The 23,296-nt window shown below is 73.2% G+C and carries 27 protein-coding genes; 13 read left to right on the top strand and 14 right to left on the bottom strand.

Annotated elements, in window-relative coordinates; translation table 11 throughout:
- The first annotated feature begins 30 nt into the window (after positions 1-30).
- Positions 31-597: a cysteine hydrolase family protein gene (locus ACWEVN_RS07940; protein WP_452050681.1), complete on the top strand. Its 567-nt coding sequence runs from the start codon at positions 31-33 to the stop codon at positions 595-597.
- A 664-nt stretch (positions 598-1,261) separates the two neighbouring features.
- Here ACWEVN_RS07940 and ACWEVN_RS07935 read toward each other — a convergent pair.
- The 3 genes from ACWEVN_RS07935 to ACWEVN_RS07925 are packed head-to-tail and all read right to left on the bottom strand — an operon-like array spanning position 1,262 to position 3,395.
- On the bottom strand, positions 1,262-1,591 hold the full coding sequence (locus tag ACWEVN_RS07935) for an antibiotic biosynthesis monooxygenase family protein (protein WP_452050680.1): 330 nt from the start codon (positions 1,589-1,591) through the stop codon (positions 1,262-1,264).
- Positions 1,592-1,635: 44 nt separating this feature from the next.
- Positions 1,636-2,529: a serine hydrolase gene (locus ACWEVN_RS07930; RefSeq protein WP_452050679.1), complete on the bottom strand. Its 894-nt coding sequence runs from the start codon at positions 2,527-2,529 to the stop codon at positions 1,636-1,638.
- Positions 2,526-3,395 carry a LysR family transcriptional regulator gene (locus ACWEVN_RS07925; RefSeq protein WP_452050678.1) on the bottom strand — a complete coding sequence of 290 codons (870 nt, stop codon included), beginning with the start codon at positions 3,393-3,395 and terminating at the stop codon, positions 2,526-2,528. Before ACWEVN_RS07925 ends, ACWEVN_RS07930 begins: the two co-directional genes overlap by 4 nt.
- A 109-nt stretch (positions 3,396-3,504) precedes the next feature.
- Between ACWEVN_RS07925 and bla the strand changes: the two genes are divergently transcribed.
- Positions 3,505-4,425: a class A beta-lactamase gene (gene bla / locus ACWEVN_RS07920; protein ID WP_452050677.1), complete on the top strand. Its 921-nt coding sequence runs from the start codon at positions 3,505-3,507 to the stop codon at positions 4,423-4,425.
- On the opposite strand, the gene ACWEVN_RS07915 is transcribed toward bla, so the two are convergent.
- The 6 genes from ACWEVN_RS07915 to ACWEVN_RS07890 all read right to left on the bottom strand — a co-directional run bounded on the left by ACWEVN_RS07915 (position 4,422) and on the right by ACWEVN_RS07890 (position 9,168).
- Positions 4,422-5,045 carry an NAD(P)H-dependent oxidoreductase gene (locus tag ACWEVN_RS07915; RefSeq protein WP_452050676.1) on the bottom strand — a complete coding sequence of 208 codons (624 nt, stop codon included), beginning with the start codon at positions 5,043-5,045 and terminating at the stop codon, positions 4,422-4,424. The genes bla and ACWEVN_RS07915 overlap by 4 nt on opposite strands.
- A gap of 45 nt (positions 5,046-5,090) precedes the next feature.
- On the bottom strand, positions 5,091-5,339 hold the full coding sequence (locus tag ACWEVN_RS07910) for a hypothetical protein (RefSeq protein WP_449685964.1): 249 nt from the start codon (positions 5,337-5,339) through the stop codon (positions 5,091-5,093).
- Positions 5,340-5,424: 85 nt separating this feature from the next.
- Positions 5,425-6,684, bottom strand: a complete 1,260-nt coding sequence (locus ACWEVN_RS07905; RefSeq protein WP_449685963.1) for a PucR family transcriptional regulator — start codon at positions 6,682-6,684, stop codon at positions 5,425-5,427.
- 29 nt (positions 6,685-6,713) lie between these two features.
- Positions 6,714-7,376, bottom strand: coding sequence for an alpha/beta fold hydrolase (locus ACWEVN_RS07900; protein ID WP_452050675.1), 663 nt, complete (start codon positions 7,374-7,376; stop codon positions 6,714-6,716).
- Positions 7,377-7,390: 14 nt separating this feature from the next.
- Positions 7,391-8,482 carry an FAD-dependent oxidoreductase gene (locus tag ACWEVN_RS07895; RefSeq protein WP_452050674.1) on the bottom strand — a complete coding sequence of 364 codons (1,092 nt, stop codon included), beginning with the start codon at positions 8,480-8,482 and terminating at the stop codon, positions 7,391-7,393.
- Positions 8,479-9,168 (bottom strand): TetR/AcrR family transcriptional regulator C-terminal domain-containing protein, encoded by a 690-nt coding sequence (locus tag ACWEVN_RS07890; RefSeq protein WP_452050673.1) that lies wholly within the window; start codon positions 9,166-9,168, stop codon positions 8,479-8,481. The genes ACWEVN_RS07895 and ACWEVN_RS07890 overlap by 4 nt, the downstream gene beginning before the upstream one ends.
- A 432-nt stretch (positions 9,169-9,600) precedes the next feature.
- Between ACWEVN_RS07890 and ACWEVN_RS07885 the strand changes: the two genes are divergently transcribed.
- On the top strand, positions 9,601-10,026 hold the full coding sequence (locus tag ACWEVN_RS07885) for a DoxX family protein (RefSeq protein WP_452050672.1): 426 nt from the start codon (positions 9,601-9,603) through the stop codon (positions 10,024-10,026).
- Here the strand turns inward: ACWEVN_RS07885 and ACWEVN_RS07880 are convergent.
- Positions 10,023-10,541 carry a VOC family protein gene (locus ACWEVN_RS07880; protein WP_449685958.1) on the bottom strand — a complete coding sequence of 173 codons (519 nt, stop codon included), beginning with the start codon at positions 10,539-10,541 and terminating at the stop codon, positions 10,023-10,025. The genes ACWEVN_RS07885 and ACWEVN_RS07880 overlap by 4 nt on opposite strands.
- A gap of 389 nt (positions 10,542-10,930) precedes the next feature.
- On the opposite strand from ACWEVN_RS07880, the gene ACWEVN_RS07875 reads away from it, so the two are divergent.
- From ACWEVN_RS07875 to ACWEVN_RS07865, 3 genes are read left to right on the top strand one after another with little or no spacing between them, the layout of a single operon-like run.
- Entirely contained in the window at positions 10,931-11,563 is a 633-nt protein-coding gene (locus tag ACWEVN_RS07875; RefSeq protein WP_452050671.1) for an NAD(P)-dependent oxidoreductase, read from the top strand.
- Between the two features lie 40 nt (positions 11,564-11,603).
- Positions 11,604-12,473, top strand: a complete 870-nt coding sequence (locus ACWEVN_RS07870; protein ID WP_452050670.1) for an alpha/beta fold hydrolase — start codon at positions 11,604-11,606, stop codon at positions 12,471-12,473.
- A gap of 4 nt (positions 12,474-12,477) precedes the next feature.
- Positions 12,478-13,068 (top strand): TetR/AcrR family transcriptional regulator, encoded by a 591-nt coding sequence (locus ACWEVN_RS07865; protein ID WP_449685955.1) that lies wholly within the window; start codon positions 12,478-12,480, stop codon positions 13,066-13,068.
- Here ACWEVN_RS07865 and ACWEVN_RS07860 read toward each other — a convergent pair.
- The 4 genes from ACWEVN_RS07860 to ACWEVN_RS07845 all read right to left on the bottom strand — a co-directional run bounded on the left by ACWEVN_RS07860 (position 13,065) and on the right by ACWEVN_RS07845 (position 17,509).
- Positions 13,065-13,607, bottom strand: coding sequence for a dihydrofolate reductase family protein (locus ACWEVN_RS07860; protein ID WP_449685954.1), 543 nt, complete (start codon positions 13,605-13,607; stop codon positions 13,065-13,067). The genes ACWEVN_RS07865 and ACWEVN_RS07860 overlap by 4 nt on opposite strands.
- 102 nt (positions 13,608-13,709) lie before the next feature.
- Positions 13,710-14,834 carry a S1 family peptidase gene (locus ACWEVN_RS07855; RefSeq protein ID WP_449685953.1) on the bottom strand — a complete coding sequence of 375 codons (1,125 nt, stop codon included), beginning with the start codon at positions 14,832-14,834 and terminating at the stop codon, positions 13,710-13,712.
- Between the two features lie 408 nt (positions 14,835-15,242).
- Positions 15,243-15,572, bottom strand: coding sequence for a hypothetical protein (locus ACWEVN_RS07850; protein ID WP_449685952.1), 330 nt, complete (start codon positions 15,570-15,572; stop codon positions 15,243-15,245).
- Between the two features lie 221 nt (positions 15,573-15,793).
- Positions 15,794-17,509: a sulfatase-like hydrolase/transferase gene (locus ACWEVN_RS07845; protein ID WP_452050669.1), complete on the bottom strand. Its 1,716-nt coding sequence runs from the start codon at positions 17,507-17,509 to the stop codon at positions 15,794-15,796.
- Positions 17,510-17,833: 324 nt separating this feature from the next.
- On the opposite strand from ACWEVN_RS07845, the gene ACWEVN_RS07840 reads away from it, so the two are divergent.
- The 7 genes from ACWEVN_RS07840 (at position 17,834) to ACWEVN_RS07810 (ending at position 23,278) form a co-directional block, all read left to right on the top strand.
- Positions 17,834-18,028, top strand: a complete 195-nt coding sequence (locus ACWEVN_RS07840; protein ID WP_452050668.1) for an antitoxin — start codon at positions 17,834-17,836, stop codon at positions 18,026-18,028.
- Positions 18,029-18,102: 74 nt separating this feature from the next.
- Positions 18,103-19,269 (top strand): VanZ family protein, encoded by a 1,167-nt coding sequence (locus tag ACWEVN_RS07835; RefSeq protein ID WP_452050667.1) that lies wholly within the window; start codon positions 18,103-18,105, stop codon positions 19,267-19,269.
- Positions 19,270-19,368: 99 nt separating this feature from the next.
- The gene (locus tag ACWEVN_RS07830; RefSeq protein WP_449685948.1) at positions 19,369-19,752 is read left to right on the top strand and encodes an STAS domain-containing protein; all 384 of its coding nucleotides are present in this window, start codon (positions 19,369-19,371) and stop codon (positions 19,750-19,752) included.
- A 92-nt stretch (positions 19,753-19,844) separates the two neighbouring features.
- Positions 19,845-20,243 (top strand): ATP-binding protein, encoded by a 399-nt coding sequence (locus ACWEVN_RS07825; protein WP_452050666.1) that lies wholly within the window; start codon positions 19,845-19,847, stop codon positions 20,241-20,243.
- Positions 20,236-21,864 carry a PP2C family protein-serine/threonine phosphatase gene (locus ACWEVN_RS07820; protein ID WP_452050665.1) on the top strand — a complete coding sequence of 543 codons (1,629 nt, stop codon included), beginning with the start codon at positions 20,236-20,238 and terminating at the stop codon, positions 21,862-21,864. The genes ACWEVN_RS07825 and ACWEVN_RS07820 overlap by 8 nt, the downstream gene beginning before the upstream one ends.
- Entirely contained in the window at positions 21,861-22,931 is a 1,071-nt protein-coding gene (locus tag ACWEVN_RS07815) for a cobalamin B12-binding domain-containing protein (protein ID WP_449685945.1), read from the top strand. The genes ACWEVN_RS07820 and ACWEVN_RS07815 overlap by 4 nt, the downstream gene beginning before the upstream one ends.
- Positions 22,928-23,278 carry an STAS domain-containing protein gene (locus ACWEVN_RS07810; RefSeq protein WP_449685944.1) on the top strand — a complete coding sequence of 117 codons (351 nt, stop codon included), beginning with the start codon at positions 22,928-22,930 and terminating at the stop codon, positions 23,276-23,278. Before ACWEVN_RS07815 ends, ACWEVN_RS07810 begins: the two co-directional genes overlap by 4 nt.
- Positions 23,279-23,296: the final 18 nt, after the last annotated feature.

Here is a 23,296-nt window from a genome sequence, read left to right as displayed (position 1 = left end):
ATTGTCGGTGCCGGTGGCTAGGGTGACGCCATGACCACACTGACCGACCGTCCGCACACCGCGCTGGTAGTCATCGACGTCCAGAACGGCGTGATGGAGACGGCACACGACCGCGAAAACGTCGTTGCGAACATCGCCGCGCTGGTGGACCGCGCCCGCGCCGCCGGCACCGAGGTGGTGTGGGTCCAGCACACCAGCGACGAGCTGCCACGGGGGAGCCAGACGTGGGAGTACGTGCCGGAACTGGTGCGCCGGGAAGCGGAACCCTTGGTGCACAAGGAGTACGGCGACTCGTTCGAGGCCACGGACCTGGAGGAGGTGCTGGCGAGCAGGGGAATCGGCTCGCTGCTGGTGGCGGGCGCCCAGACGGACGCGTGCATCCGCTCGACACTGCACGGCGCCCTGGCGCGGGGGTATGACGTGACGCTGGTTTCGGACGCGCACTCGACGGAGGACCTGTCGTCGTACGGTGCGCCGCCGCCCGGGCAGGTCATCGCGCACACGAACCTGTACTGGAAGTACCAGACCGCACCGGGCCGGACGGCCGGGACGGTGGAGACGGCCGAGGTGGAGTTCGGGGTGAAGGCGGAGGTCTGAGCCGGGCGGTTCCGGCCGGGGCCGGGGCGGGGTGAGGTGGCTTCGGGCCGGGCGATCGGGCGGAATCACGGCCCTGTCGCGGCGCGGAGCGGCCGAAGCCGGGGTGCGGTGACTTCGCGCCAGGCGATCGGGCGGAACTACAGCCCCGTCGCGGCGGAGCGGCCGGGCCTGGGGTGCGCGCGGGGCCGGGGCCGGGTGCGCAGGGCCGGGGCGCGCGGGGCCAGGCGCTGGGGTGCGTGGAGCCGGGCCAGGGGTGCGCGGGGCCGGGGTCCGCGCACCGGAGCTGGGGTGCGTGGGGCCAGGCCCGGAGTGCGCGGGCCGGGGCCGAGGTGTGCGGGGCCAGGCGCCGGGGTGCGCGGGCCGGGGTGCCGCCGGAGCCGGAGCCGGAGCCGGAGCCGGAGCCGGAGCCGGAGCCGGAGCCGGAGCCGGAGCCGGAGCCGGAGCCGGAGCCGGAGTGAGGATATGCCAGGGCCGGTGCAGGGTGAGTTCGCGCCGGCTGCTCGGGCGGGATGCGTTCACCGGCCCCGGTTCCGCGGGTTCGGTGCGCGATTCGTTCGTGAGCGCGCGCGAGTTGCCGCCGAGCACGCCGAGGCCGAGGGCCGAAGCAACCCAGGCCACTCCGCGCCGCGGCGGGGGGTGCCAGCCACGGCGCAGGGCCGCGTCGCTACTCGCGCTCGAAGCCGTAAGCGCGCTCCACCCGGGCCACCTCGATGTGGTACCCCGCGTACCACTGCTCCCGTCCTTGGCGCTGGGCCTCCAAATGCTCCGGGTGCTGCTTCCACGCCGCAATCGACTCGGCGTCGCGGTAGTACAGCACCGTCAGCTCGCGGCCTTCCGGGTCCGTGCGGGACTCGCGGCCGAGGTAGCCCGGGTGGGCTCGGCCCAGCTCGCCCATGCGGGCGTCCGTCTCCGGGTAACCGTCCAACTTGGCCGGGTCCAGCTCGCTCGTGATGATCACCGCGTAATACGGCGGCTCGGGTCTGGTGAACGACACCGTCGGAGCCTAGGTCGCGATCCCCGGCGCCCCAACCGGTTTTCTCAGCGCAGCGCGTCGCGCAACGTCCGGGCCACGCGGGCCATCAGGACCTCCGCCTCCGGCTGGAGGACCGCCGGCACCCTCGACTCCGTCAGGGCCACCACCGCGAACACCCCTCCGTCCGCGTGCTCGACCACGCCCATCTCGTGCCTCAGGTTCAGCAGCGTTCCCGTTTTCGACGACCAGCGGGCCGCGTCGGAGGCGAAGTCGGGGGTCAAGCGGTGGCGGATCATGTTGTTCGCCATCAGCTCGCGGACGCCCGCCGCCGCCGAGGGGTCGATCTTCGACGGCCGCCACAGCGCCTCCAATAACGAAACCAGCGCCCGGGCCGAGGCCGAGTTCGCGCGGGTGACGTCGAGCTGCGGGAGGCGGTGGCCCTGGCCCGCCGTCGACGCGCCGATCGCCAGTGCGTGGGCCAGGTGTGCCTCGCCCTCTTCGAAGCGCTCGGCCGGCGTCTCCACCAGGTCGCGCATCACGTGGCGCACCGCGATCCCGGCCAGGCCCCACTCCCCCAGCATCCGCGTGACCTCCGCCGGCGGCGTCAGTCCGAACAGGACGTCCGCGGCCGTCCCGTCGCTCAGGGACGTGCTCAGGTACACCAGGTCACCGACCGCCACGCGGGCCGGGTGGCGGAAACGGGTCAAGCCGATCGGGCCCGGGGTCGTGACGCCGCCGGGCGGGACCTCCAGCTGGGTGGCCGCGTCGAGTTCGCCGCGGCGGATGCGGTCGAGGGTGGCCGCCGCCAGCGGGACCTTGACCAGGGAGGCGATCGGGTACTCGCGGTCGGGGTCGAGGCCGATTTCGGCGCCCGTGCGCAGGTCGCGGACCAGGAACGAGCCGCGCAGGCCGCCGTCGGCCAGGGCCGTGCGCAGGTCGCGGAGCAGGGCCGCGGTCACCGGGTCACTCCGAGGCACCGGCCGACCGCCGCACGCAACGTCGTCCGGAGCCGGTCCGCGTCCTCGGCCAGCGGTGCTGCGACGTCGAAGCCGCGCGCGAGGTCCAGCTCGCCGATCGGGCGCCAGGTCAGGCCCAGGTCCTCCGCCTGGGCCGGCGAGCACAGCAGCAGGTCCTGCGACGCGAACACCTCCGCGGCCGCCGACGTCAGCGCCTCGGCCACCGCCACCTGGGCCGGGGACAGCCCCACCGCGTCCCGCACCCGCAGCACCCGGTCCCGGACGTGCGGGACGTCGTCCTCCGGCTGGATCCAGACGCGCTGCCGCACGCCCGCCGCCCGGCCCGGCCGCAGCGTCTCCAGGTGCACGACCCGGCTCGGCATCGCCTCGACCCCGGCCACGCCCAGCGGCACCGACCAGACGGCTTCCTCGGCCGGGACGGCGGTGAGCGCGGCCCGCACCTCGCTCGTCCGGACGAGCGCGGCCCGCTCCCCCGGCCCGGCCTCGCGGAACTCCAGGTGGATCTCCAGGGCCCTGGCTTCGGCGGCGAGAGCGGCGAGCTCCCGCACCCCGCACGTCGCCGGCACGGCCACCCGCACCGGCCGCAGCCGGGCGCGCTGCGCGTCGTGTTCCATCTCCTCGGCCAGCCGCACGAGCCGCCGAGCGGAGGGCAGCACGTCCCGGCCGAACGGCGTCAGCCGCGCCCGGCGGGTCGAGCGGTCGAAGAGCCGCTCCCCGAAATGCCGTTCGAGCGCGGCGATGCGCCGGCTCGCGACCGGCTGCGGGATCCGCGCGAGGGCCGCGCCCGCCGTGAAACTCCCCGTCTCGCTCACGCTCACGAACGCCCTGCAGCCGCCGACCAGGTCCACGACCACACCTTATGCCAGATCAGCATCGAACCGCGCACTTCCGTCTTGGACAGCATGGACGATCGTCGCGAGACTGCGAGGACGATCAAGAAACCGGAAGGATGTCTTCGTGCCGTTCCCTCGAGCCCGGCAGGCCGCTCTCGCCGCCCTGCTCCTCGTTCCGCTGACCGCCTGCACCGCGGAACCGCCGAAAACACCGAAGGCGCCGGAAGCGATGCCGACCCAAGCCACGACACAGCCCGCGGCACCGCAACCGGACTTCGCCCCGCTCGAACGCAGCTTCGATGCCCGCCTCGGCGTGTACGCCCTCGACACCGGCTCCGGCCGCGAGATCGCCCACCGCGCCGACGAGCGCTTCGGCTACGCCTCGACGCACAAGGCGTTCTCCGCCGCCGCAGTGCTCCAGCGCACCAGCATGGCCGACCTCGCGAAGGTGCTGACCTACCGCCGGGCCGACCTGCAGGAGAACTCCCCGGTCACCGAAAAGCACGTCGACACCGGCATTCCGCTGCGCGACGCGATCGACGCGGCGTTGCGCTACAGCGACAACACCGCCGCAAACCTGCTGTTCCAGCAGCTCGGCGGGCCGCCGGGACTCGCCGCCGCGCTGCGCGCGATCGGCGACACGACGACCCACGTCGACCGGACCGAACCCGCGCTCAACGACCTCGCCCCGGGCGACGTCCGGGACACCAGCACCCCGCGCGCGATGGCCGGCAGCCTGCGCACCTTCGCCCTCGGCGACGCGCTGCCGCCGGAGAAGCGGGCCCTGTACACGGACATGATGCGCGCCAACCAGACCGGCGCGACCGTGATCCGGGCGGGCACGCCGGCCGGCTGGGCCGTCGCCGACAAGACCGGCACCGGCGAATACGCCACGCGCAACGACATCGCGATCGTCTGGCCGCCGGGGCGGGCGCCGATCGTCCTCGCGATCATGTCCAGCCGCCAGGCCGAGGACGCCGACCACGATGACCGGCTCATCGCGCAGGCGGCGAAGCTGACGCTCGACGCCCTGAAGGCGAACTAACCGAAGAGCCGCAGCACTTCCGAGGAGACGTCGTCGAGCCACGCGGCCCGCTGAGCGGCGTCGGCATCGGCCACCACCCGCAGCACCAGCCGCCGCACCTCCGGCTCCCCGAGGTAGGGCGCGAGGCAGCGCCGCCAGATCGCGTCCAGGGGGTCGCCGAACAGCGTCCGCTCCCGCTCCTCCGGGGTGTCGGAGGTGTTGACCACCAGCAGCCGCCGCAGGGACAGCAGCGACTCGGGTGCGCCGCCTGCGTCGTCGAGGCGGTAGGCCACGCCGGGGACGAGGATCCGGTCGAGCCAGCCGCCGAGGATCGCGGGCGGCTTGCCCCACCAGTTGGGGTGGACCGCGACGAGCCCGCCGGCCTCGGCGAGTTCCGAGCGGTGCCGCCGCACCAGCGGGTCCGGTTCGGCCGCGAGGAACTCCTCCGCCCGGGACCCGCTGGTGTAGGCCTCTTCCGCGGTCAGGACCGGGTCGAAGCCTTCGGCGTACAGGTCGTGGAACCGCACCGGCACCCCGGCCCGCTCCAGCGCGTCGACCACTCGTGCGGCGAGTGCGTGGTTGAAGCTGCCCGGCCGGGGATGGGCCAGCAGGACCACCACGGGCTGTGCGTCGATCACCATGATCGCGTCATCCTGCCACGGCGCACCGCGGGTCCCGCGGAGAGTTCAGCCTGCGTTGGCCAGCAAGCCCGGCCCGGCCGGCGCGCTGCTCACCAGGCACCGGTGGCACGGCATCCCCCGCAGCCCGTCGAGCACCTCGGCTTCTCCCGGGAAGATCGACTCCCCACACAGCGCTGTCAGCTGCTCGGGCACCGGGCCGGACGGAACGGGGATCAGGTGACAGACGCGTCTGCTCTCGCCGACGACGCCTCGGCGTAGCCGCACCAGTGCGAGCATCCCACCGTTATCACCCATGCGAGCACGGTAAGCGACGAACAGCGCAACGGCTTCGTGCCGTCGGCCCAACGATCTTGGGCACCGGTGGTCCCGGACACCAAAGTCACGCCGGGGACAGCACCGCCGAACCCAGGCGGCGGCACAGGGCCAGCGCCAGCTCGACGTCCAGCCGCGACTCGCCGAGGCCGCGGGGCAACAGCTCCTGGGCCTTGCGGACGCGGTACTGCACCGAATTCTTGTGCATGGTCAGTTCCGCGGCCGCCGCCGTGTAGCTGCCGCCCGTGCTCAGGAACACCTGGAGCGTCTCGCGCAGGCGGCCGCAGTTCTCGTCGTCGGCGGCCAGCGGGCCGAGGCTGCTCGCGACCCACAGGCGGGCGGCGTTCAGGTCGCTCGTCATCAACGCCACCGTGCCGACCTCGCGGAAGGTCAGCACGCGGTCGCAGTGCTCCCCCGCCGCCAGCGCCAGCGCGTGCACCCGGCGGGCCTGCTGGTGGGTGTCGCGGAAACCGGCGACCCCGGTGCCGGGATCGCCGACGGTCACCCGGACCCCGGCTTCGGCGAGCGCCGCGTCGAGGTGCTCGCGGCCGACCGTCGCGCCCGGGGCGAGCGGGAGCCACACCCAGGCGCTGGCCTCGTCGCGCGGGACGAACAGCGGACGGCCTTGCCCGCCGACGCGCTCGGACACCGCGCCCGCGACCGATTCCAGCAACGACAGCGCGTCGTCGACCAGGGCCGCCGACGCGTGCCAGACGATCATGCCCACGTGCGTGCCGCGCAGGCGGTAGCCGATCAGCGCCTCGGCCGCGTCGACGTCGGGCGGGCCGCCGTTGCCGTCGAGCAGGTCCGCCACCTTCGCGGCCCGCGCGGCACTGCGGTTGAGCAGCCAGCGGTCGCGTTCGTCCTGGTAGACGGCGACGAGGTGGCGGACGACCCGGGTGATGAACTCGTAGGCGACCCGCAGCAGCCGGCGCATCATGGCCCCGAGCAGGGCCGCGTCGTCGACGAGCCGGGTGCACTCCTGGAACCCGAAGTCGAGCATCGCGGCCTGCCCGAGGTCGTAGGCGCGGATCAGGTCGAACACCGGCGTGCCGCGCTGGGCCAGCCGCCGCGCGTACTCGATCGCCGCGGCCGGCGGCTCGACACCGGCCGGGTCGATGCCGTGCCGGAAGATCTGCAGCGCCGTCTCGATGTTCTGGTACACGCTCGACGACAGCAGGCTCACCATGCGCTCGTCGTCGTTGACCAGGTGCGGCAGGTCGGCGGCGTACAGCTGGACCAGCTCGCCGGTCAGTTCGCCCGCGCGGTCGGCGAGGGTGGCGGCGATCTGCCGGATGCGGTCCGAGACGACTTCTTCGTCCACCATGGAGCCACCTTAGGGGGTGGCGCTTCAAACTAGCCGAGGAACTCGTCGATCAAGTCGAACGTCCGGTCCGGAGCCTGCAGCGCCGGCTGGTGCCCGGCGCCCGCCACCACCTCGAACCGCGCGTCGGCGAACCCCGCCGCATACGCCTTGCCGAACGCCGGCGGGACGACGACGTCGTCTTCGCCCCAGATCAGCAGGGCCGGGACGCGGACCCGCGCGAGCCGGCGCAGCAGCTTCGGATCGGCGAGGCCCGGGCCGGCGTAGGCCCGCATCGCGGCCAGATCGGCCGGGTCCGGTCCGGGCGCGCCGGGCGGCGGCTGCGGCAGGCGCACCGGGTGCCCCTCGATCTCCGGGCCGATCGCGTCGAGCAGGACGAGCCGGCCGAGGCGCCGGCCACGGTCCCGCACGGCCAGTTCGGCCGCGACCCAGCCGCCGAACGAACTGCCCACCACGGCGACGTCCTCGAGGCCTTCGTCGTCCAGGAGGTCGAGGTAGGCCAGAGCGAGGTCGTCGACGCCGGTGAACGCGTCCGGCCGCGGGGTGCCCGACCAGCCCGGGTGCGTGGGCGCCAGCACCCGGGCGCGCGGCGCGAAGTGCTCGACGATCGGGGTGACGCTGCGCGGTCCGGCGCCGCCGTGGAGGACGAGCACGGCACGGTCGCCGCCGCCGGTGTCGACGAGGTCGAATTCCATGGGTTTTCCTTCCGTCAGTGTTGTGCGGCGAAGCGCGTCATCTGCTCGACCATCGCGTCGGGCGCGCCGGCGGCGAAGCAGGCTTCGAGGTTGTCCGCCGAGGCCCGCGCGGCTTCTTCGGCGCGGGGGAACAGCGCGGCTTCGTAGGCCGAGAGAGCGCTTTCGACGTCGTCGTGACCGGCCAGCGCGAGGGCCAGCTCGGTGGCGTCCAGCATGGCGAGGTTCGCGCCCTCGCCGGCGAACGGCGACATGACGTGCGCGGCGTCGCCGAGCAGGGTCACGCCCGGCACCCGTGACCAGCGGTGGCCGACCGGCAGGGCGTGGATCGGCCGCGGGATCAGGGGTTCGTCGCTGTCGGCGACCAGGGCCCGCAGCTCCGGGGCGAAGTCGGCGAAGACGTCGAGGAGCCGGCCCCGGTCGGCGAACCCGGCGGCGTCCTCGGCCCGGACCGCGGCGTACACCCGGATGCGACCGCCGCCGGTGCGCTGGGCGATCAGCCCCTTCCCTTCGGCGAGCGCGAACATCGAGCCCGGCCCGACCAGTGCCGCCACGACCGGGTGCCGATCGTCCACATCGGACAAGCGGGCTTCCACGAAGGACAGTCCGGCATGGTGCGGCACGGCGTCCGAAAGCACCGGCCGGACCTTCGACCAGGCGCCGTCCGCGCCGACCACCAGGTCCGCTTCGACCACCTCGCCGGTGGCCAGGGTGAGCCGCCCCGGCGACGCCGCGGCCACCTTGGCACCCCAGCGGACGACGCCGTCGGGCAGGGACCCGGCCAGGATCCGCTTGAGCTCGCCGCGATCGACCTCCGGCCGCGTCCCGTCGCCACCGGTTTCCTCGAACCGGACCGCGCCGTGCCGGTCGAGGATGCGCAGCGCCTCGCCCTCCTCGCGGACGACGGCGCGGAACTCCGCCGTCAGCCCGGCCTCGGCCAGCGCCCGCTGACCGGATTCCTCGTGCAGGTCGAGGGTGCCGCCCTGGTCGCGGGCCGCCGGTGCCGCTTCGAGTTCGTAGACGGCCGAAGGGATTCCTCGCGTGTGCAGGATCCGGGCCAGCGTGAGGCCGCCGAGGCCGCCGCCGGCGATCGCGATCGACGGCGTCATCGGGCCTCCCCGGAGCCGGGGCGCGGGGTGGCGAGCGCGCCGTTCAGCAGCGCGTCGAACGCCCACCTCGCGCGGGCGGGGCCGGGGCCGGACACCAGGTCGGTGGCCAGCGCGGCGATGTGCGGGTGCGTCCCCGGCGAGACGCCGGCCAGGGACTCGGTCATCACCTCGTGTTCGCGGGCGGCACCGGGCCGCTCCCGGCGGCTGCCGTGTTCGACGGCCGTCGCGGTGGCGGTGAGCAGCAGGACGTCGACCGCCCAGGCGGCCTGCCCCGGTGCCATGCCGCCCTCGTCGAGCAGGACCAGCACCGCCTCGACGAGGGCCAGGTAATGCGGGCCGCTCAGCCGGGTCACCAGCGCGACCCGGGCCAGGCTCGGGTGCGCGAACAGCACCGACCGGTAGGAGTCCAGCACCGCCCACAGGCGTTCGCGCCAGTCCCCTTCGCCGGCCAAGGCGACCTCGGCGAGCAGCTCGTCGAGCACCGCGGCGTGCAGCTCCTCGGTGTCCTTCACGTAGACGTAAAGCGAGGCGGCGCCGGTGTCGAGCTCCTTGGCGAGCCGGCGCATGGTGACGCGCTCGACGCCTTCGGCGCGCATGACCGCGACGGCGGCCGCCACGATCCCCTCGCGCGTCAACGCGGCCTTCGCCGGGCGCTCCCGGCGGTTGTACGTGCTTCCCGGTGTCATGCCGCCACTGTAGCGAACATGTTCGTTGCGAGCACGTTCGCGACGAACATGTTCGTAGTGATCTACATCACGGGAATCAACACATCATTCGGGTGTGTGGAATGCGACATTCGGATCCACCATTTTGTTAAGTCGTCCGTTAAGTTCCACATCGAAAGACTCGAAAATAATCGCGAAAGCGGGAGCGCGATTATTTTTGCGGTCCAGACCACTGGGGAAAGATCACCCGTACGGCGGCTTCTCCTTGCACCACAACGATGCCGGACGAGCGAGGCCAGCGGTGTACGGTTTTCGAAACTGCCTTACACGACATTTGGCGCTTGTGGCAACTCTCCACGACCGGTATATCTGGGTGACCTGAATTCGCACCCGGCCGCCTCGCACAGCCGGCCGGTTCGATGCCGCCCTTCCCCGCTCCCCGGAGGCACCACCATGCACCGCCTGGACCCGGCCCGCGATCACGTCATCGGGCTCTACCGCATCGTCATCGGCTTCCTGTTCGCCTGCCACGGCCTCAAGTCGCTCTTCGGCCTGTTCGGGGCGAAGTCCACCATCGCCGTCGGCACCTGGCCCGGCTGGTGGGCCGCGGTGATCCAGCTCGTGTGCGGCGTGCTCGTCTGCGTCGGCCTCGGCACGCGGGTCGCCGCCGTGCTCGGTTCCGGCTCGATGGCGTACGCGTACTTCGTCGTCCACCTGCCGACCGGCCTGTTCCCGATCCAGAACGGCGGCGAAGCGGCCGCGCTGTTCTGCTGGTCGCTGCTGCTCGTCGCGTTCGTCGGCGCGGGCCGCTTCGCGCTGGACAACCTGACCGTCCGGCAGCGGTCTTCCGAGCCGGCCCGGACCGGCGCCGCGGTCTAGGAGGAGCGCGAGATCCCGACGCCGCTGCGCGCGTCGGGACCGTACTTCGCCAGCTCCGCCGCGAGGTCGAGCCGCCCGATCGACGCGCCCTTCGCGCGGTCCTCTTCGGTCAGCAGCTCGCGCGGGATGATCCAGACGACCTCGAACTCCAGCCCGCTGGGATCCTTGGCGTACAGGGACTTCGTGGTTCCGTGGTCGGACGAGCCGACCAGCGCGCCCGCTTCGGCGAGCCGGGCGGCGAGCCGCTCGAGGTCGCCGAGCGTGTCGACCTCCCACGCGAGGTGGTACAGCCCGACCGAGGTCCGCCCGGCCCCGGAGTCCGCGGCGTCCGGGCCGATCTCGAAGAGCCCGAGGTCGTGGTCGTTGGCCGAGCCGGGCGCCCGCAGGAACGCCGCGCCCCGGTGCGCGTCCCCGCCGTCGATGTACCCGAAGCCGAGCACGTCCCGGTAGAACGCCACGCTCGCGGCCAGGTCGCGAACGTAGAGCACGGCGTGGTTCAGGCGGAAGATCGACATCGGGGCTCCGTGCTACGCGCAGATCGGTTGAAGTTTCAACTTAATGTTAAGCACGTGTTCAGCACCGGTCAACCCGCCGGCGTGGACACTGCGGGCTCACGCTCCCCCGAACCCACTCTGGGTAGGTCCGCCGACCGACCGGGCGACAAACCTTCGACACCGCATCGAGGCCCTGGTCAGGGCCACCGGCGGTTCGTAGGGTAGGTCCACCGCAGGACACCGTGTCAGCCGTCCCGCGGGCGGTGATGCCCCCGGATCCGACCTTTCCCCGAAGCCAAGTCCCGGGGCATCACCGCATCGATCCGACGTTCCGGCGCACCCCTTCGACGCCAGATACCTTAGCCCTAAGCTATGATTCTTAGCGCTAAGCAATCCCTCGAAGGAGTCTCATGCGCATCACCGTCTTCGGCGCCACCGGCGCCGTCGGCCGCCGGGTCGTCGCCGAAGCCCTCGCCCGCGGCCACGAGGTCACCGCCGTCGTGCGCGACCCGCGCCGCGCCGCGGATCTGCCACCGCAAGCCACCGTGCGCACCGGCGACGCCGCGAACCCGGACGACGTCGCCTCCCTCGCCCGCGGCCACGACCTCGTGATCACCGCCACCCGCCCGGCACCGGGCCGCGAAGCCGAACTCGTCGAAACCACCCGGAGCCTGCTGAAGGGACTGGCCGGAACCGGCGTGCGGCTCCTCGCCGTCGGCGGCGCGGCCAGCTTGCGCACCCCCGGCGGCATGACCGTGCTCGACGCGCCGGACTTCCCCGCCGAACTGCGGCCGATCGCCTCGGCCTGTCAAGGCCAGCACGACGTCTACCGCGCCGACACCGGTGTCGACTGGACCTACCTCAGCCCGCCCCTGCTCCTGGAACCCGGCGAACGCACCGGCCACTACCGCCTCGGCCGGGACGACCTGCTCGTCGACGCCGAGGGCCGCTCGGCGATTTCGATGGAAGACTTCGCGATCGCCCTCCTGGACGAGGCGGAAAGCCCCCGCCACCAGCGGACCCGCTTCACCGTCGCCTCGTGACACATTTACATACATACAACATGTATGTAACCATGGTCGCATGACGAAGCGCAGCGAAGCACTGGGTCAGGAGCACCGGGTCCGGCTGCCCGCCGGCGAGGTGCGGTACTTCGAGCGGGGTGCCGGCACCCCGGTGGTGTTCGTGCACGGGGTGCTGACGAACGCCGAGCTGTGGCGGAAGGTCGTGCCCGACGTCGCCGCGGCCGGGTTCCGGTGCCTGGCGCCGGATCTGCCGCTCGGCGCGCACGACCTGCCGATGCGTGCGGACGCCGACCTCTCCCCCGCCGGCAACGCCGACGTCATCGCCGACTTCCTCGACGCACTCGACCTGCGGGACGTCACGCTCGTCGCGAACGACACCGGTGGCGCGCTGACGCAGATCCTGCTCGGCCGGCGTCCCGAGCGGGTCGGCCGGGTCGTGCTCACGCCGTCGGACTGCTTCGAGTACTTCTTCCCGCCGATCTTCAAGGCGCTGCCGCCGCTCGCCCGGATCCCCGGGTCGATGGCGGTGCTCGGGCAGCTGCTGCGGTTCCGGGCGCTGCACCCGCTGCCGGTCCTCTTCGGCTGGGTCGTCAAGCGGCCGCTGCCGGACGCCGTCGCGCAGGCCTACCTCTCGCCGCTGCGCAAGTCCGCCGGGGTCCGGCGTGACCTGCGGAAACTGCTGCGGGAGGTACATCCGCGGCACACCCTGGCCGCCGCGGAGAAGCTGCGGAGCTTCGACCGGCCCGTGCTGCTCGCGTGGGCACCGGAGGACAAGCTGTTCCCGATCCGGCTGGCCCACCGGCTCGCACAGCTGCTGCCGGACGCGAAACTCGTGGAGGTGCCGGACTCCTACACCTTCCTGTCCGAGGACCAGCCGGCGGTGCTGGCCCGCCACGTCGTCGAGTTCGCGGGCGCCATGGCAGATTAGGCGGGTGCGACGTACCCAGCAGGACCGTTCCGCCGGCACGAAGGCCGCCCTGGTCGCTGCCGCGCGCGAACTGTTCGCCGCCCGCGGCTACCAGGCCGTGCCGGCCGACGAGATCACCCGCGCCGCCGGGGTCACCCGCGGCGCGCTGTACCACCACTACGCCGACAAGCAGGGCCTGTTCCGGGCCGTCGTCGAGGACCTGGAACGCGAGCTGACCGAGGAGGTGCGGGCCGCGTTCGCCGCCGGCACCGACCCCCTTTCCGGCATGCTGCAGGGCCTCGGCGTGTTCCTCGACGCGTGCCTGCGCGAGGAGGTCCGCCGCATCTCGCTCACCGACGCCCCCGCCGTGCTCGGCTGGGACGTCTGGCGCGAGATCGAGGCGGAGTACGGTCTCGGCCTGATCGTCGCCGTGCTGGAGCAGGCCAGGGCGGACGGGCTGATCGTCGAACTGCCCGTCCGCGCCCTGGCCCAGCTGGTGCTCAGCGCGGTGATGGAAGCGGCGCGGATGATCGCCGCGGCCGACGACCCGGCCCGCACCCGCGCCGAGGTGCAGCAGGTCCTCGGCGGCTGGCTCGGCAGCCTGGTGCGGACCTAACGCGTCCGGTAGGTGCTGAGGATCGCCGGCCCGACCCGGGTGGTCGAGACCAGATCGAAGTCCACGGCGTCGGCGAAGAGCCGCCGGCCCGTTCCGGCGACGCTCGGGAAGACGAGCAGGCGGTACTCGTCGACGAGGCCGTGGCGGGCGAGCTCGTGGGCGATCCCGATCGAGCCGATGACGACGACGTCCCGTTCTTCCCGCGCGACCGCTTCGGTGAGCTCTCCTTGCAGGAGCACGGAGTTCTGCCACGCGGACACGTCGTGGAGGGTCCGCGAGGCGACCAGTTTGGCGGCGGCGTTGAGCCGGTCGGGGAACTCGCCCGAGCGGCCGGGCCAGAGCTTCGCGAACTGCTCCCACGTGGCTCGCCCGAACAGCAGGACGCCGGTGTCCAGCAGGGACCCGAGCCGGAACTTGTCCCCCGCCACGGCTTCCGGGCCGTGGCGGAACGCCCATCCGCCGGCGGGGGTGCCGCCGCTGCCGTCGGGGTCCTCGACGACGCCGTCCAGGGTGGTGAACTCGACGACGATCACGCTCATGACTGCTCCCGGTGTCTCCCTCGCCGCGCCCCGGTGGCGCGGCCGCACCGGTACCTACCGGCGGCGGCCGCCGGATTCATCGGCCGCCGCCGGGAAGTTTTCCTACGCCGTCACCAGCGACAGGCCGTAGGTCTGGAGGATCTCGTTGACCGGCTGGAACCAGGTCTCCCCGCCGGAGCCGCAGTTGCCCCAGCCGCCGGAGGTGACGCCCTGGGCCTGGTCACCGGTGATGAACGAGCCACCGGAGTCGCCGGGCTCGGCGCAGACGTTGGTGCGCGTCATCTGGTAGACGGCGCCCTGGGCGTAGTTGACCGTCTCGTTCTGGCCCAGCACCGTGCCGCAGTGCCAGTGCGTGGTCGAGCCCGAGCGGCACACCGACGTGCCGACCGGCGCGACCCAGGACCCGCGGACGAGCGCGTCGCTCACCGTGCCCCAGCCGAGCACGACCGGCGCGGTCCACCAGCCGCCGCCGATCCGGATGAACGAATAGTCGTTGCCCGGGAAGGACGAGCCGGCGAAGGTGCCCATCCACGAGCCGTCCCAGCCGACGACCGAACTGCCGGTGCCGCCGCAGTGCCCGGCGCTGACGAACCCGCCCTGCACGGAGAAGCCGATCGAGCAGCGGGTGTTGCCGTTGATGTAGTAGGGGTCGCCGCCGACGGTGCCGGCCGAGAAGGGCTGCGCGGCCGGCGCGGTCTGCACGGTGACCGGGCCGGCGGCGCGGGCCTTCGCGAGGAAGGCGTCGACGTCGGCGCCGTGCGCACCCGGCTGCAGGGTGACCACGACGCTGCCGGCGCGGGGATCGACCCGCCAGCCGCCGACGGCGGCCGGGGCGGGCTTCGCCTTGGCCGACGCGTCGATCGCGGCCTTGGCGGCGTCGAGTTTCGCCGCGCTGGTCGTGGCCGCGACGGGCTCGGCCCCGGCCTGCCGGACGGCGGCGGCCGCGGCCGGGTCGGTCACGCCGACCACCAGCTTGCCCCGCGCGGGGTCGAACCACGCCCCGCCGAACGCGGCGCCGGCGGCCTGCTGGGCACCGGGCAGCACCCGGGAGGCGGTCATTTCCTGGGTGAGCCGGGCCGACGCCTGGGCGGCGGTGAGCCCGAGATCCCGCTGCATGGCGGCGATCAGCCCGGGCGAGGCCTGGGCAACGGCGGGGGTGAGGGCGGTCAGGGACGCGGTGAGGACGGCGGCGGCGCTGCCGAGGGTCAGGGCGATTCTTCGACGCATGGGAACTCCTCCAAGGCCGGGGGAAAGAAACACACCGTCCGCCGAGTGTGCGGGTGACGTCCGCGCCGGGTCCAGATTTGTCCGGTCTTCTGTCCGATTTCCCGGCTTCTCGTCCACTGTGGATAGTTCAAGTTGCTTGCTCGGCAGGGGTTTCTCCGCGCATGCCGGAGAGGCGGACCGGCTCTCGGGCCGCCCGCGTCGGTGTCACCACCCTTCTTCGCGGCGTTGCGGAGTGGTCTGAACCAAGTAGAACACGTTTCCACGACGGCGAGCCCGGACGGGAGTCTGCCGGGCACCGGACGTGCCCGGCCGTCCCCCCGGCCACCTACGGCCCCGAATCGGAGAACTCCGGGCACGACGCCGCCCGGCCACCGATTTTCCGGTGGCCGGGCGGTTCCGTGCCCGGAATCAGATTTCGTCGACCTGGTAGGCGATCACCCGGGCGGGCACGAGAAGCGCACCGGAGCACTCCGCGACCGCGGGACCGAATCCGTACGGCACCGGAAGACCGGCGACCAGCCAGAACGCGCTGCCGTTCGAGCAGTGCGCGAGGACGCGGTATCCGTAGCCCTCACCGGGAAAGCAGCTGACGGAGACACCCTGCCCGACCAGGGTCCCGTAACGCTCGCCGAAGCAGCCGGGTGGCGCGAAATCACCGGTCGCCGCGGCCGCCGGCACGACCGACAGACCGAGCAGGGAAAACACCGCGATCGCAAAAACCGCGCATTTCCTTAGCATGACCACTCCTCCAACGCCGAGAACCCGACGTGCCGAGCGTAGAAGTGCGCGAGAATTACCGGCAATTCATCGGGCCAGTGAATCGGCACGCAGCGGAAAGTCACAGCGCTGCTCCATCCGGGCTAGCCCGCGCCCCTGGACGGATGGCGGATTCCCCGCCGCGGCCCGCGGATCCGCTCGCAGCCCGGCACCACCCCGGGCGCAGCGTCCGAACAGGACGGTCAGTGCGCGAAGGCGTTCAGGAATCGGTCCCGGAAGGAGTCCATCTTCCAGATCGGTGCCTGCGCGCCCGGGTGCAGGCCGTCCTGCCAGCCCCAGCCGGCGATCCGGTCGAGCACCTTCGGGTCCTTCGCCACGATCGTGATCGGCACGTCGTGGACCGCGCCCTGCGGGGTGACCACCGGCGGCTGGTGGTCGCCGAGGAACACCAGCACCGTGTTCTCGTCGCCGTACTGCTTGACGAACGAGACGACCGTCTTCAGCGAGTAGTCCGTCGCGTCGCGGTAGGCCTCGCGGATCTTCTCCGGGTCCTTCCAGACCGATTCCGGCGCTTCGCCCGCCGCGGGCTGGGGGTCGAAGATCGAGCCGTCGCCGACCTGGTTCCAGTCGACCAGCCAGGGCCGGGGCGACCAGGGTGCGTGGCTGGAGACGAGGTCGACCTCCGCCATCACCGGCCGCTGCGGCGTCGCGTTCGCCAGCTCCTTGCGCTGCAGCATCGAGAGCGAGAACTGGTCCGGCATGGTCGCGTAGGCGAAGCCCGGGCCGTGGTACCCGATCGAACGGGCGTCGTAGTAGGCGTCCGGGTGGTAGAACTTCTGGCCTTCCGGCCAGTCCTTCGTGTGCGCGGGCACGTCCCAGACCGTCCGCCAGCCCGCCCTCTGGAACGCCCCGCCGAGGGTCAGCCGGTCGCTGGCGAGGAGGTCGTTGTACCGCTGCTGGTTGTCGATCCACATCCCCGACTGCACCGTCGAGTGCGCGAGCCAGCTGCCGCCGCCGAACGTCGAGGACGACAGGAACGCGCTCTTCGCGCCGATGCCGGCCGCGCGCAGCTCGGCCGTGCCCGCGTCGAGCGTCGGGCCGATCTTCGCGCCGATGACCGGGTCGTCGAGCGCGATCCGGCCGTAGCTCTCCACGAAGGTCAGCACGACGTTCTTGCCGCGCAGCCCGGTCAGCAGCTGCGGGCCCGGCGTGGAGCGGAACGCGTCTTCGGCGGCGACCTCCCCGAACGGCCGCTGGTCCCGCAGGTCCGCGCCCACCTGGCGCAGGTCGCCGTAGGCCAGCGCGGCGGCGCTCTGCGCGGCCACCGGCTGCCCCGGCGCGATCTCGACGCCGAACACCGACGAGACGATCCAGACCACGGACAGGACGGCCACGACCCGGGTGGCGCCGGTCCGCCGTCCGGCGGCGACGCGGCTCAGCCGCAGCATCGCCAGCACCATCAGCACCACGACGGCCACCGCGAGCAGGCCGGCGCCGATCAGCGCGGCGATCGTGGCCGCGTCCCCGATCTGGCCGGCCAGGAACTCGACGCCGGCGTGGAAGAAGCTCCAGTCGTAGACCGGGTCGAACGGCTTCTCCAGCGTCGCGTAGAAGCCGGTGTCGAGGGCCTTCATCAGGGTCAGCAGCCCGAGGCCCAGCCCGGCGAGCACGGCGGCGACGCGGCGCGCCCGCGGCGGCAGGACCAGCAGGACCGCCCCGATGACGAGCCCCTCGACGGGCACGCGCACCAGCGCGGCGGCGGAGAACGAGCTGAGGTCGTCCGGGGCGAGCAGCCCGAACAGCACGAGCAGCGCGGCCAGCACGGTGAGGGTCCGGCTCGCGACGACGTGCCGCCGCCGTCCGGGCCGCGGCAGCCCGAAGTCGGGCAGGGCCACCCCCGGGACCGGGGTGCGGCGGCGGACGCGCCGCACCAGCGGCAGACCGATGTTTCCAACCATGGCGAGCCTCACGTCGTGGTGCACGGTGATCGCCGGCCCGTGCGGCCGGGCGGCGATCGTCACCCCCGATATACGGGCCGCGGAGGCGCGCGGTTCACGCACCCCGGGTCCGCCCGCCCCGCCGGCGGGGCGGAGTCCGCCATCGCGGGAGGATCCGGACGATCGGCCGCCGCTACCCGCCGCCGACCTTCCCAAACCCCCGCGGACCGGCTTTCACCCGCGTAAACACCCGAAATCCCCGGCACAGGGGAACGAGCGCTGCGAGCCCGCTCGGCCGGTGTTCTCCTCGGGAGGTCCGAAGATCCACTCCGAAGGAGGCCCACGATGAACCTGTTCGACAAGGCGAAGGAAGCGCTCGGGAAACACCCGGACCAGGCCGACCAGGGTGTCGACAAGGCCGCCGAGGCCGCCAAGGAGCGGTTCGGCCAGCACGCCGACAAGATCGACCAGGGCTCGGAGAAGGCGAAGGAGTTCCTGCACAAGCAGGGCGGCGGGCAGCAGGACGCGCCGCCCCAGTGAGCCGCCGCGGGTGAATCCCAGCCGTCCGGGGGAAGCACGCTTCGCCGCCCCCGCGGCTGGGTACCACCGGCTCCGTGGTCGCCACCTACCTCGTCCCCGTCCGGACCGCCCTGCTCCTGTTCCCGCTCGTCGCGCTCGCCGTGATGCTGCCGGCCGCCTTCGTCAGCTACCGCCGCCGCGGCCGCGCCGGCGGGTGGCCGACGTTCGTCTTCTACACGTTCCTCTTCTACCTGCTGGCGATCGCCACGCAGACGGTGCTGCCGCTGCCCGCCGACCCGGCGTACTGCGCGGGCCACACCTACGCGAGTTCCCCGCAGCTGCGGCCCTTCTACTTCGTCGAAGTGGTCTCCCAGCGGGCCCGCGGCCACTGGAGCCCCGGCGCGCTGCTGCACAACCCGGCGGTCTGGACCACCGCGCTCAACGTCGTGATGCTGGCCCCGCTCGGCTTCTACGTCCGCTACGCGCAGCGGATGCGGCTGCTGCCGGCCACCCTGATCGGCTTCGGCGTGTCGCTGTTCTTCGAGCTGACGCAGCTGACCGGCCTCTGGTTCGTCTACCCGTGCCCGTACCGGCTCTTCAGCGTCGACGACCTGATCCTCAACACCGCGGGCGTCGTCGCGGGCTGGCTGCTGGCCGGCCCGCTCGGGCGGCTCCTCCCGTCGCCGGAACCCGAGCACGACCGGCGCCGCTACGCCGCCCGGGTCACCTTCACCCGGCGGCTGTTCGCGCTGGCCACCGACCTGCTCGGGTTCGGCGCGCTGCTCGGGTTCCTCTTCGGCCTGCTGACGCTGTTCGGCGAGGACCTGCGCCACCGCGACACGCCGGTGGTCATCCTCGCCCTCGTGTGGTTCGTCGTGCTGCCCGCCGTGACCGGGTCCACCCCCGGCAAGCGCGCGGTGCTGCTGCGGGTGACCCGCCGCGGCGGCCGGCGGGCCGGACCGGTCGCCCTGCTGGTCCGCAACGGCGTGCTGCTCTCGCCGCTGTGGCTGACCTGGCTGCTGCTGGACCTGGACCGCTGGGACCTGGGCGGCCACCCCGAGCAGCTGCTCCTGCCGGTCGCGCTGGCCGCGTCGGTGTTCGTCGTCGGCGTCTGGACGCCGCTGGCGGTGCTGCTCGACCCCGAGCACCGCGCGCCCTACGAGCGGCTGACCCGCACCGTGAACACCGCCGTCGTGCCGCCGGCGGAGGCGGAACCGGAACCGGCGCCCGCGCCGCCGGAGAAAGTCCTTAAAGGACAGTAAGGGGACACCGGCCTGCCCACGGTCGACAGCGCTGGTAGATTGCGTCCGGAACGGGTTGAGCCGCCAGCCCGTGTCCCGATCCCCATCCAGGAGCTTGTGATGACCACCGACGCAGCGCGGCCCCGGCAGCGGCATTCGGGTGACGGCTGGTCACTCGAAGCACACGACTCCGGGGGTACCGGGGTCTACACCCTGCGCGGTGAGTTCGACTTCGCGGCCTCGGCGAAGCTGGCCGAGCTGCTCCCCGCCGACCCCGGCCCCGAGCGGGTCGTCGTGGACATGGCCGAGGTCGCGTACTGCGACTCCAGCTGCCTGCAGGTCCTGTTGCGGCTGGCCCGCGGCCTGCGTGCGGCGGGCGGCCGGTTCGCCGTCGTGTCGGCCTCCCCGGCCGTGACCCGGCCCATCAGCCTGCTCGGCCTCGGCGACGTCATGCCCGTGTACCCGGCTCTCGAGTCGGTCGAAGCTTCCTGGGGTGCGGCATGACGACCTCGGACACCCGTGTCGGCGGGCCCGGTTCCGGGCATGAAGAAGGGGAGGGCCTCCCCGCGGGGGCCGGCACGGCGAAGGAGGCGGACGTGAAACTCCGATCGATCCGGCACGAACTCGGCATCTCCCCCGAGCTGTCCGAACTGGCGCGGGTCCGCCACTGGGTCCGGACGGTCCTGCGCGGCTTCCCGGCGCACTTCGTCGGCACCGCGGTGATGGTGGTGGACGAGCTGACGTCGAACGCGCTGCGCCACGGCCGCGCGCCCTACCACGTCCGCCTGCTGCCCGGTGCCGCCAAACTGCGGATCGAGGTCGACGACAGCGGGGGCGAGAGCGCCCGCCGCCGGACGCCGTCCGACCACGGCGGCCGCGGGCTCCTGCTGGTCGAACGCTGCGCGGCGGCCTGGGGCCAGCTGCGCCGGCCCAGCGGCAAGACGCTGTGGGCCGAGCTGGCCACCGACCCGGATCCGGCGAACGCCCGTGGCTGATCCGGCGCACACCGCGCCCGCCGTCGCGATCGACGGCACCGGGGGCTGGGCGGGCGCACCGGCCGCGGCCGTGGTGCTCGACCGGTCCGGGACGATCCGCGCCCTCAACGACGCCGCCCACCTGCTGTTCCCCGCCGCCGCACCCGGCCGCCCGGCGGCCGGGACGGTCGCCGGATGGCTCGTCGAAGCCCATGACCGCGGCGCGGACGAGGTCGTCCGCGGCGAAGTGGGCGACCAGGCGTTCGCCGCGCACCCGGTCCCGCACGGCGAGGCCGTGACCTGGTGGCTGGTCGACGAGACCGACGTCCACTCGGCGCGCGAGGCGCTGGCCCGCGAGCAGGAGCGGACCACGTTCCTCAGCGAGGCCTCCGCCGCGCTGCTGGGCTCGCTCAACCTGGACCGCTGCATGGAGGTCGCCGCCCAGCTCGCCGCCGAGCACCTGGCCGACGCCGCACTCGTCCTGGCCCCCGCCGCGGGGACGAGCTTCCCCGCCGTCACCTGCGTGCGCGGTGGCCGGCCGGTCCGGTCCCGGCTCGCCATCGACCCGGACGACCTGCCCGGCCTCGGCGAGGCGCTGCAGGGCTTCCCGCCGGTGCCGTCGCGCTGGCTCGACCCGGACGCGGCGCCGTCCTGGGTGCTGCCGGAGGGCTTCGGGCCGGTCGGCTCGATCGTCGTGACGCCGCTGCCCGGCCACGGCGTCCCCGCCGGGGCCCTGGTCCTGCTGCGCCGCGGCGACCGGGCGTCGTTCACCGCCCAGGAGGAGCTCTTCGCCCGGCTGTTCGCGGCGCGGGCGGGCGCGGCGATGTCGGCGGCGCGGGTGTTCGCGCTGCAGGCGTCGATCACCGACACGCTCATGCGCGAGCTGCTCCCGCCGACCCTCGAACAGCTCGGCGGCGTCGAGTTCGCCGGCCGCTACCGCCCGGCCCGCGACGGCGAGCGGATCGGCGGCGACTTCTACGACGTCCACTCGGCGGTCACCACCGAGGGCGACGAGTCACTGGCCGTGCTCGGCGACGTCTGCGGCAAGGGCCTCGACGCGGCCGTGCTCACCGGCAAGATCCGCACCACGCTGCGGGCGCTGCTGCCGATGGCCGGCGACCACCACCGGCTGCTCGAACTGCTGAACCGCACGCTCGGCGAGAACGCCGACGCCCGCTACGTCACGCTCGTGCTGGCCTCCGCGCGGCGCGAAGGCGCCACCGTCCGGCTGCGCGTCACGTGTGCGGGGCACCCGCCGCCGCTGATCGTGCGGGCCGACGGCCGGGTCGAGGAAGCCGACAGCCTGGGCAGCCTGATCGGCGTGCTGCCCGAGATCGAGTCGTCGAGCGCGGACATCACGCTGCACCCCGGCGAGACCTGCCTGCTCTACACCGACGGGATCGTCGAGGCGAAGGGCGGCCCGCTCGGGGACGCCATGTTCGGCGAGGAGCGGCTCATGCAGGCCCTGGCCGAGTGCGCGAACATGCCGGCCGACGCCGTCGTCGAGCGCGTGCAGATGCTCGCCTCGCAGTGGATCGGGCGCGGCACCCACGACGACATGGCCGTGCTGGCGATCACCGCGCCGCGCGGGCAGCACCTGGCCGCGGTGGGCGGCCACGGACGCGGGAGGTACACCGCTTGAGCACCGCTACCCGGAGCACCGGGGTGGCCGAGCACGCCGAACGGCTGTGGACCGCCGTCACGGCCGGCGACGAGTACACGGCGGGTGACGTCGTGGTCCGGGCGCTCGGCGACGGGACCGACCCGGAGAGCGTGCTGCTCGACGTGATCGGCGCGGTGCAGCGGCGGGTCGGGCGCGAGTGGGCGGCGAACCGCCTCACCGTCGCCCAGGAGCACGCGGCGACCGCGATCAACGACCGCGTCATCGCCGCCTTCGGCTACGTGCTCAAGCGCCCGGAACCGCACCTCGGCCGGATCACCGTCGCGTGCGTCGACGGGGAGTGGCACGCGATGCCGGCCCGGCTGTTGTCCGAAGTGCTCCGATTGCGCGGGTTCCAGGTCGACTACCTGGGCGCGCAGGTGCCGGCCCCGCACCTGGTGGCCCACCTGCACCGGACCGGCCCGGACGCGGTGGCGCTGTCCGGTTCGCTCGCGCCCCGGCTGCCGACGGCGCACGCGACGATCACGGCGTGCCAGGCGGCGGCGACCCCGGTCATCGCGGGCGGCGCCGCCTTCGGGCCCGACGGCCGGTACGCGCGGCTGCTGGGCGCCGAAGCGTGGGCCCCGGACGCGCGGGCGGCCGCCGACCGGCTGGCCGAGCCGCTCCCCCGGCCGCACGCCGCCCACCAGCCGCTCGACGACCTGCCGCACCTGGCCGACCAGGAGTACACCCTGGTCACGCGCAGCTCGGGCCGGCTGGTTAAGGCGGTGCTGGCCGGGTTGGAGGAGCGGATCCCGGCCATGCGGGCCTACACCGATCTGCAGCGCCAGTACACGGCGGAGGACCTCGCGCACACGGTCGACTACCTGGCGACCGCCCTCTACGTCGGCGACACCGAGCTGTTCACCGGGTACCTGAGCTGGACGGCCGGGATCCTGACCGCGCGGGGCGTCCCGGCGGCCTCGCTCGAACCGGCCCTCGAGCTGCTCGAAGCGGAACTGCGCGACTTCCCGCGGGCCACCGGCATGCTCCGCACCGCACGAACCCACCTGGCGGAGCCGGCCGCCGGATCGGAGCGGTCCGCATGACGTCCGGGCTCACCTGCACCTGGGTGGTGGAGAACGGCGTCGCCCGCGTGGCGATCGACGGCGACCTCGAGTTCGCGACCACCGGCACGCTGCTGCGGCTGGTCACCGACCGGCTGACCGGCCGGCCGGCCGTCCACGAGGTGCGGCTGGACTGCGCCGGGATCGGCTTCTGCGACTCCTCCGGGCTGTCGGAGCTGATGAAGGTGCTCCACGTGACCGCCGACGCCGGCGCCCGGCTACACCTGGACAACCGCCAGCCCGCCCTGGACCGGCTCCTCACCCGCACCGGCACGGCCGCCTACCTCACCGGCGAAGCGGCGATCTCCCGGGCCCGGCGGGATTCCTGAGCCGGTCCTCCTCCCCGG

This window comes from Amycolatopsis sp. NPDC003861 (genome assembly GCF_053605405.1).
This window is presented reverse-complemented; position numbering and strand designations above follow the sequence as displayed.

What these genes read in the sequence shown, in the direction of transcription:
- ACWEVN_RS07900 (WP_452050675.1), bottom strand. Translation starts at nt 7,376, where the DNA reads ATGGAATTCGACCTCGTCGACACCGGCGGCGGCGACCGTGCCGTGCTC.
- ACWEVN_RS07840 (WP_452050668.1), top strand. Translation starts at nt 17,834, where the DNA reads ATGAACCTGTTCGACAAGGCGAAGGAAGCGCTCGGGAAACACCCGGAC.
- ACWEVN_RS07890 (WP_452050673.1), bottom strand. Translation starts at nt 9,168, where the DNA reads ATGACACCGGGAAGCACGTACAACCGCCGGGAGCGCCCGGCGAAGGCC.
- ACWEVN_RS07860 (WP_449685954.1), bottom strand. Translation starts at nt 13,607, where the DNA reads ATGAGCGTGATCGTCGTCGAGTTCACCACCCTGGACGGCGTCGTCGAG.
- ACWEVN_RS07830 (WP_449685948.1), top strand. Translation starts at nt 19,369, where the DNA reads ATGACCACCGACGCAGCGCGGCCCCGGCAGCGGCATTCGGGTGACGGC.
- ACWEVN_RS07810 (WP_449685944.1), top strand. Translation starts at nt 22,928, where the DNA reads ATGACGTCCGGGCTCACCTGCACCTGGGTGGTGGAGAACGGCGTCGCC.
- ACWEVN_RS07875 (WP_452050671.1), top strand. Translation starts at nt 10,931, where the DNA reads ATGCGCATCACCGTCTTCGGCGCCACCGGCGCCGTCGGCCGCCGGGTC.
- ACWEVN_RS07885 (WP_452050672.1), top strand. Translation starts at nt 9,601, where the DNA reads ATGCACCGCCTGGACCCGGCCCGCGATCACGTCATCGGGCTCTACCGC.
- ACWEVN_RS07895 (WP_452050674.1), bottom strand. Translation starts at nt 8,482, where the DNA reads ATGACGCCGTCGATCGCGATCGCCGGCGGCGGCCTCGGCGGCCTCACG.
- ACWEVN_RS07905 (WP_449685963.1), bottom strand. Translation starts at nt 6,684, where the DNA reads ATGGTGGACGAAGAAGTCGTCTCGGACCGCATCCGGCAGATCGCCGCC.
- ACWEVN_RS07915 (WP_452050676.1), bottom strand. Translation starts at nt 5,045, where the DNA reads ATGGTGATCGACGCACAGCCCGTGGTGGTCCTGCTGGCCCATCCCCGG.
- ACWEVN_RS07910 (WP_449685964.1), bottom strand. Translation starts at nt 5,339, where the DNA reads ATGGGTGATAACGGTGGGATGCTCGCACTGGTGCGGCTACGCCGAGGC.
- ACWEVN_RS07855 (WP_449685953.1), bottom strand. Translation starts at nt 14,834, where the DNA reads ATGCGTCGAAGAATCGCCCTGACCCTCGGCAGCGCCGCCGCCGTCCTC.
- ACWEVN_RS07850 (WP_449685952.1), bottom strand. Translation starts at nt 15,572, where the DNA reads ATGCTAAGGAAATGCGCGGTTTTTGCGATCGCGGTGTTTTCCCTGCTC.
- ACWEVN_RS07880 (WP_449685958.1), bottom strand. Translation starts at nt 10,541, where the DNA reads ATGTCGATCTTCCGCCTGAACCACGCCGTGCTCTACGTTCGCGACCTG.
- ACWEVN_RS07845 (WP_452050669.1), bottom strand. Translation starts at nt 17,509, where the DNA reads ATGGTTGGAAACATCGGTCTGCCGCTGGTGCGGCGCGTCCGCCGCCGC.
- ACWEVN_RS07870 (WP_452050670.1), top strand. Translation starts at nt 11,604, where the DNA reads ATGACGAAGCGCAGCGAAGCACTGGGTCAGGAGCACCGGGTCCGGCTG.
- ACWEVN_RS07940 (WP_452050681.1), top strand. Translation starts at nt 31, where the DNA reads ATGACCACACTGACCGACCGTCCGCACACCGCGCTGGTAGTCATCGAC.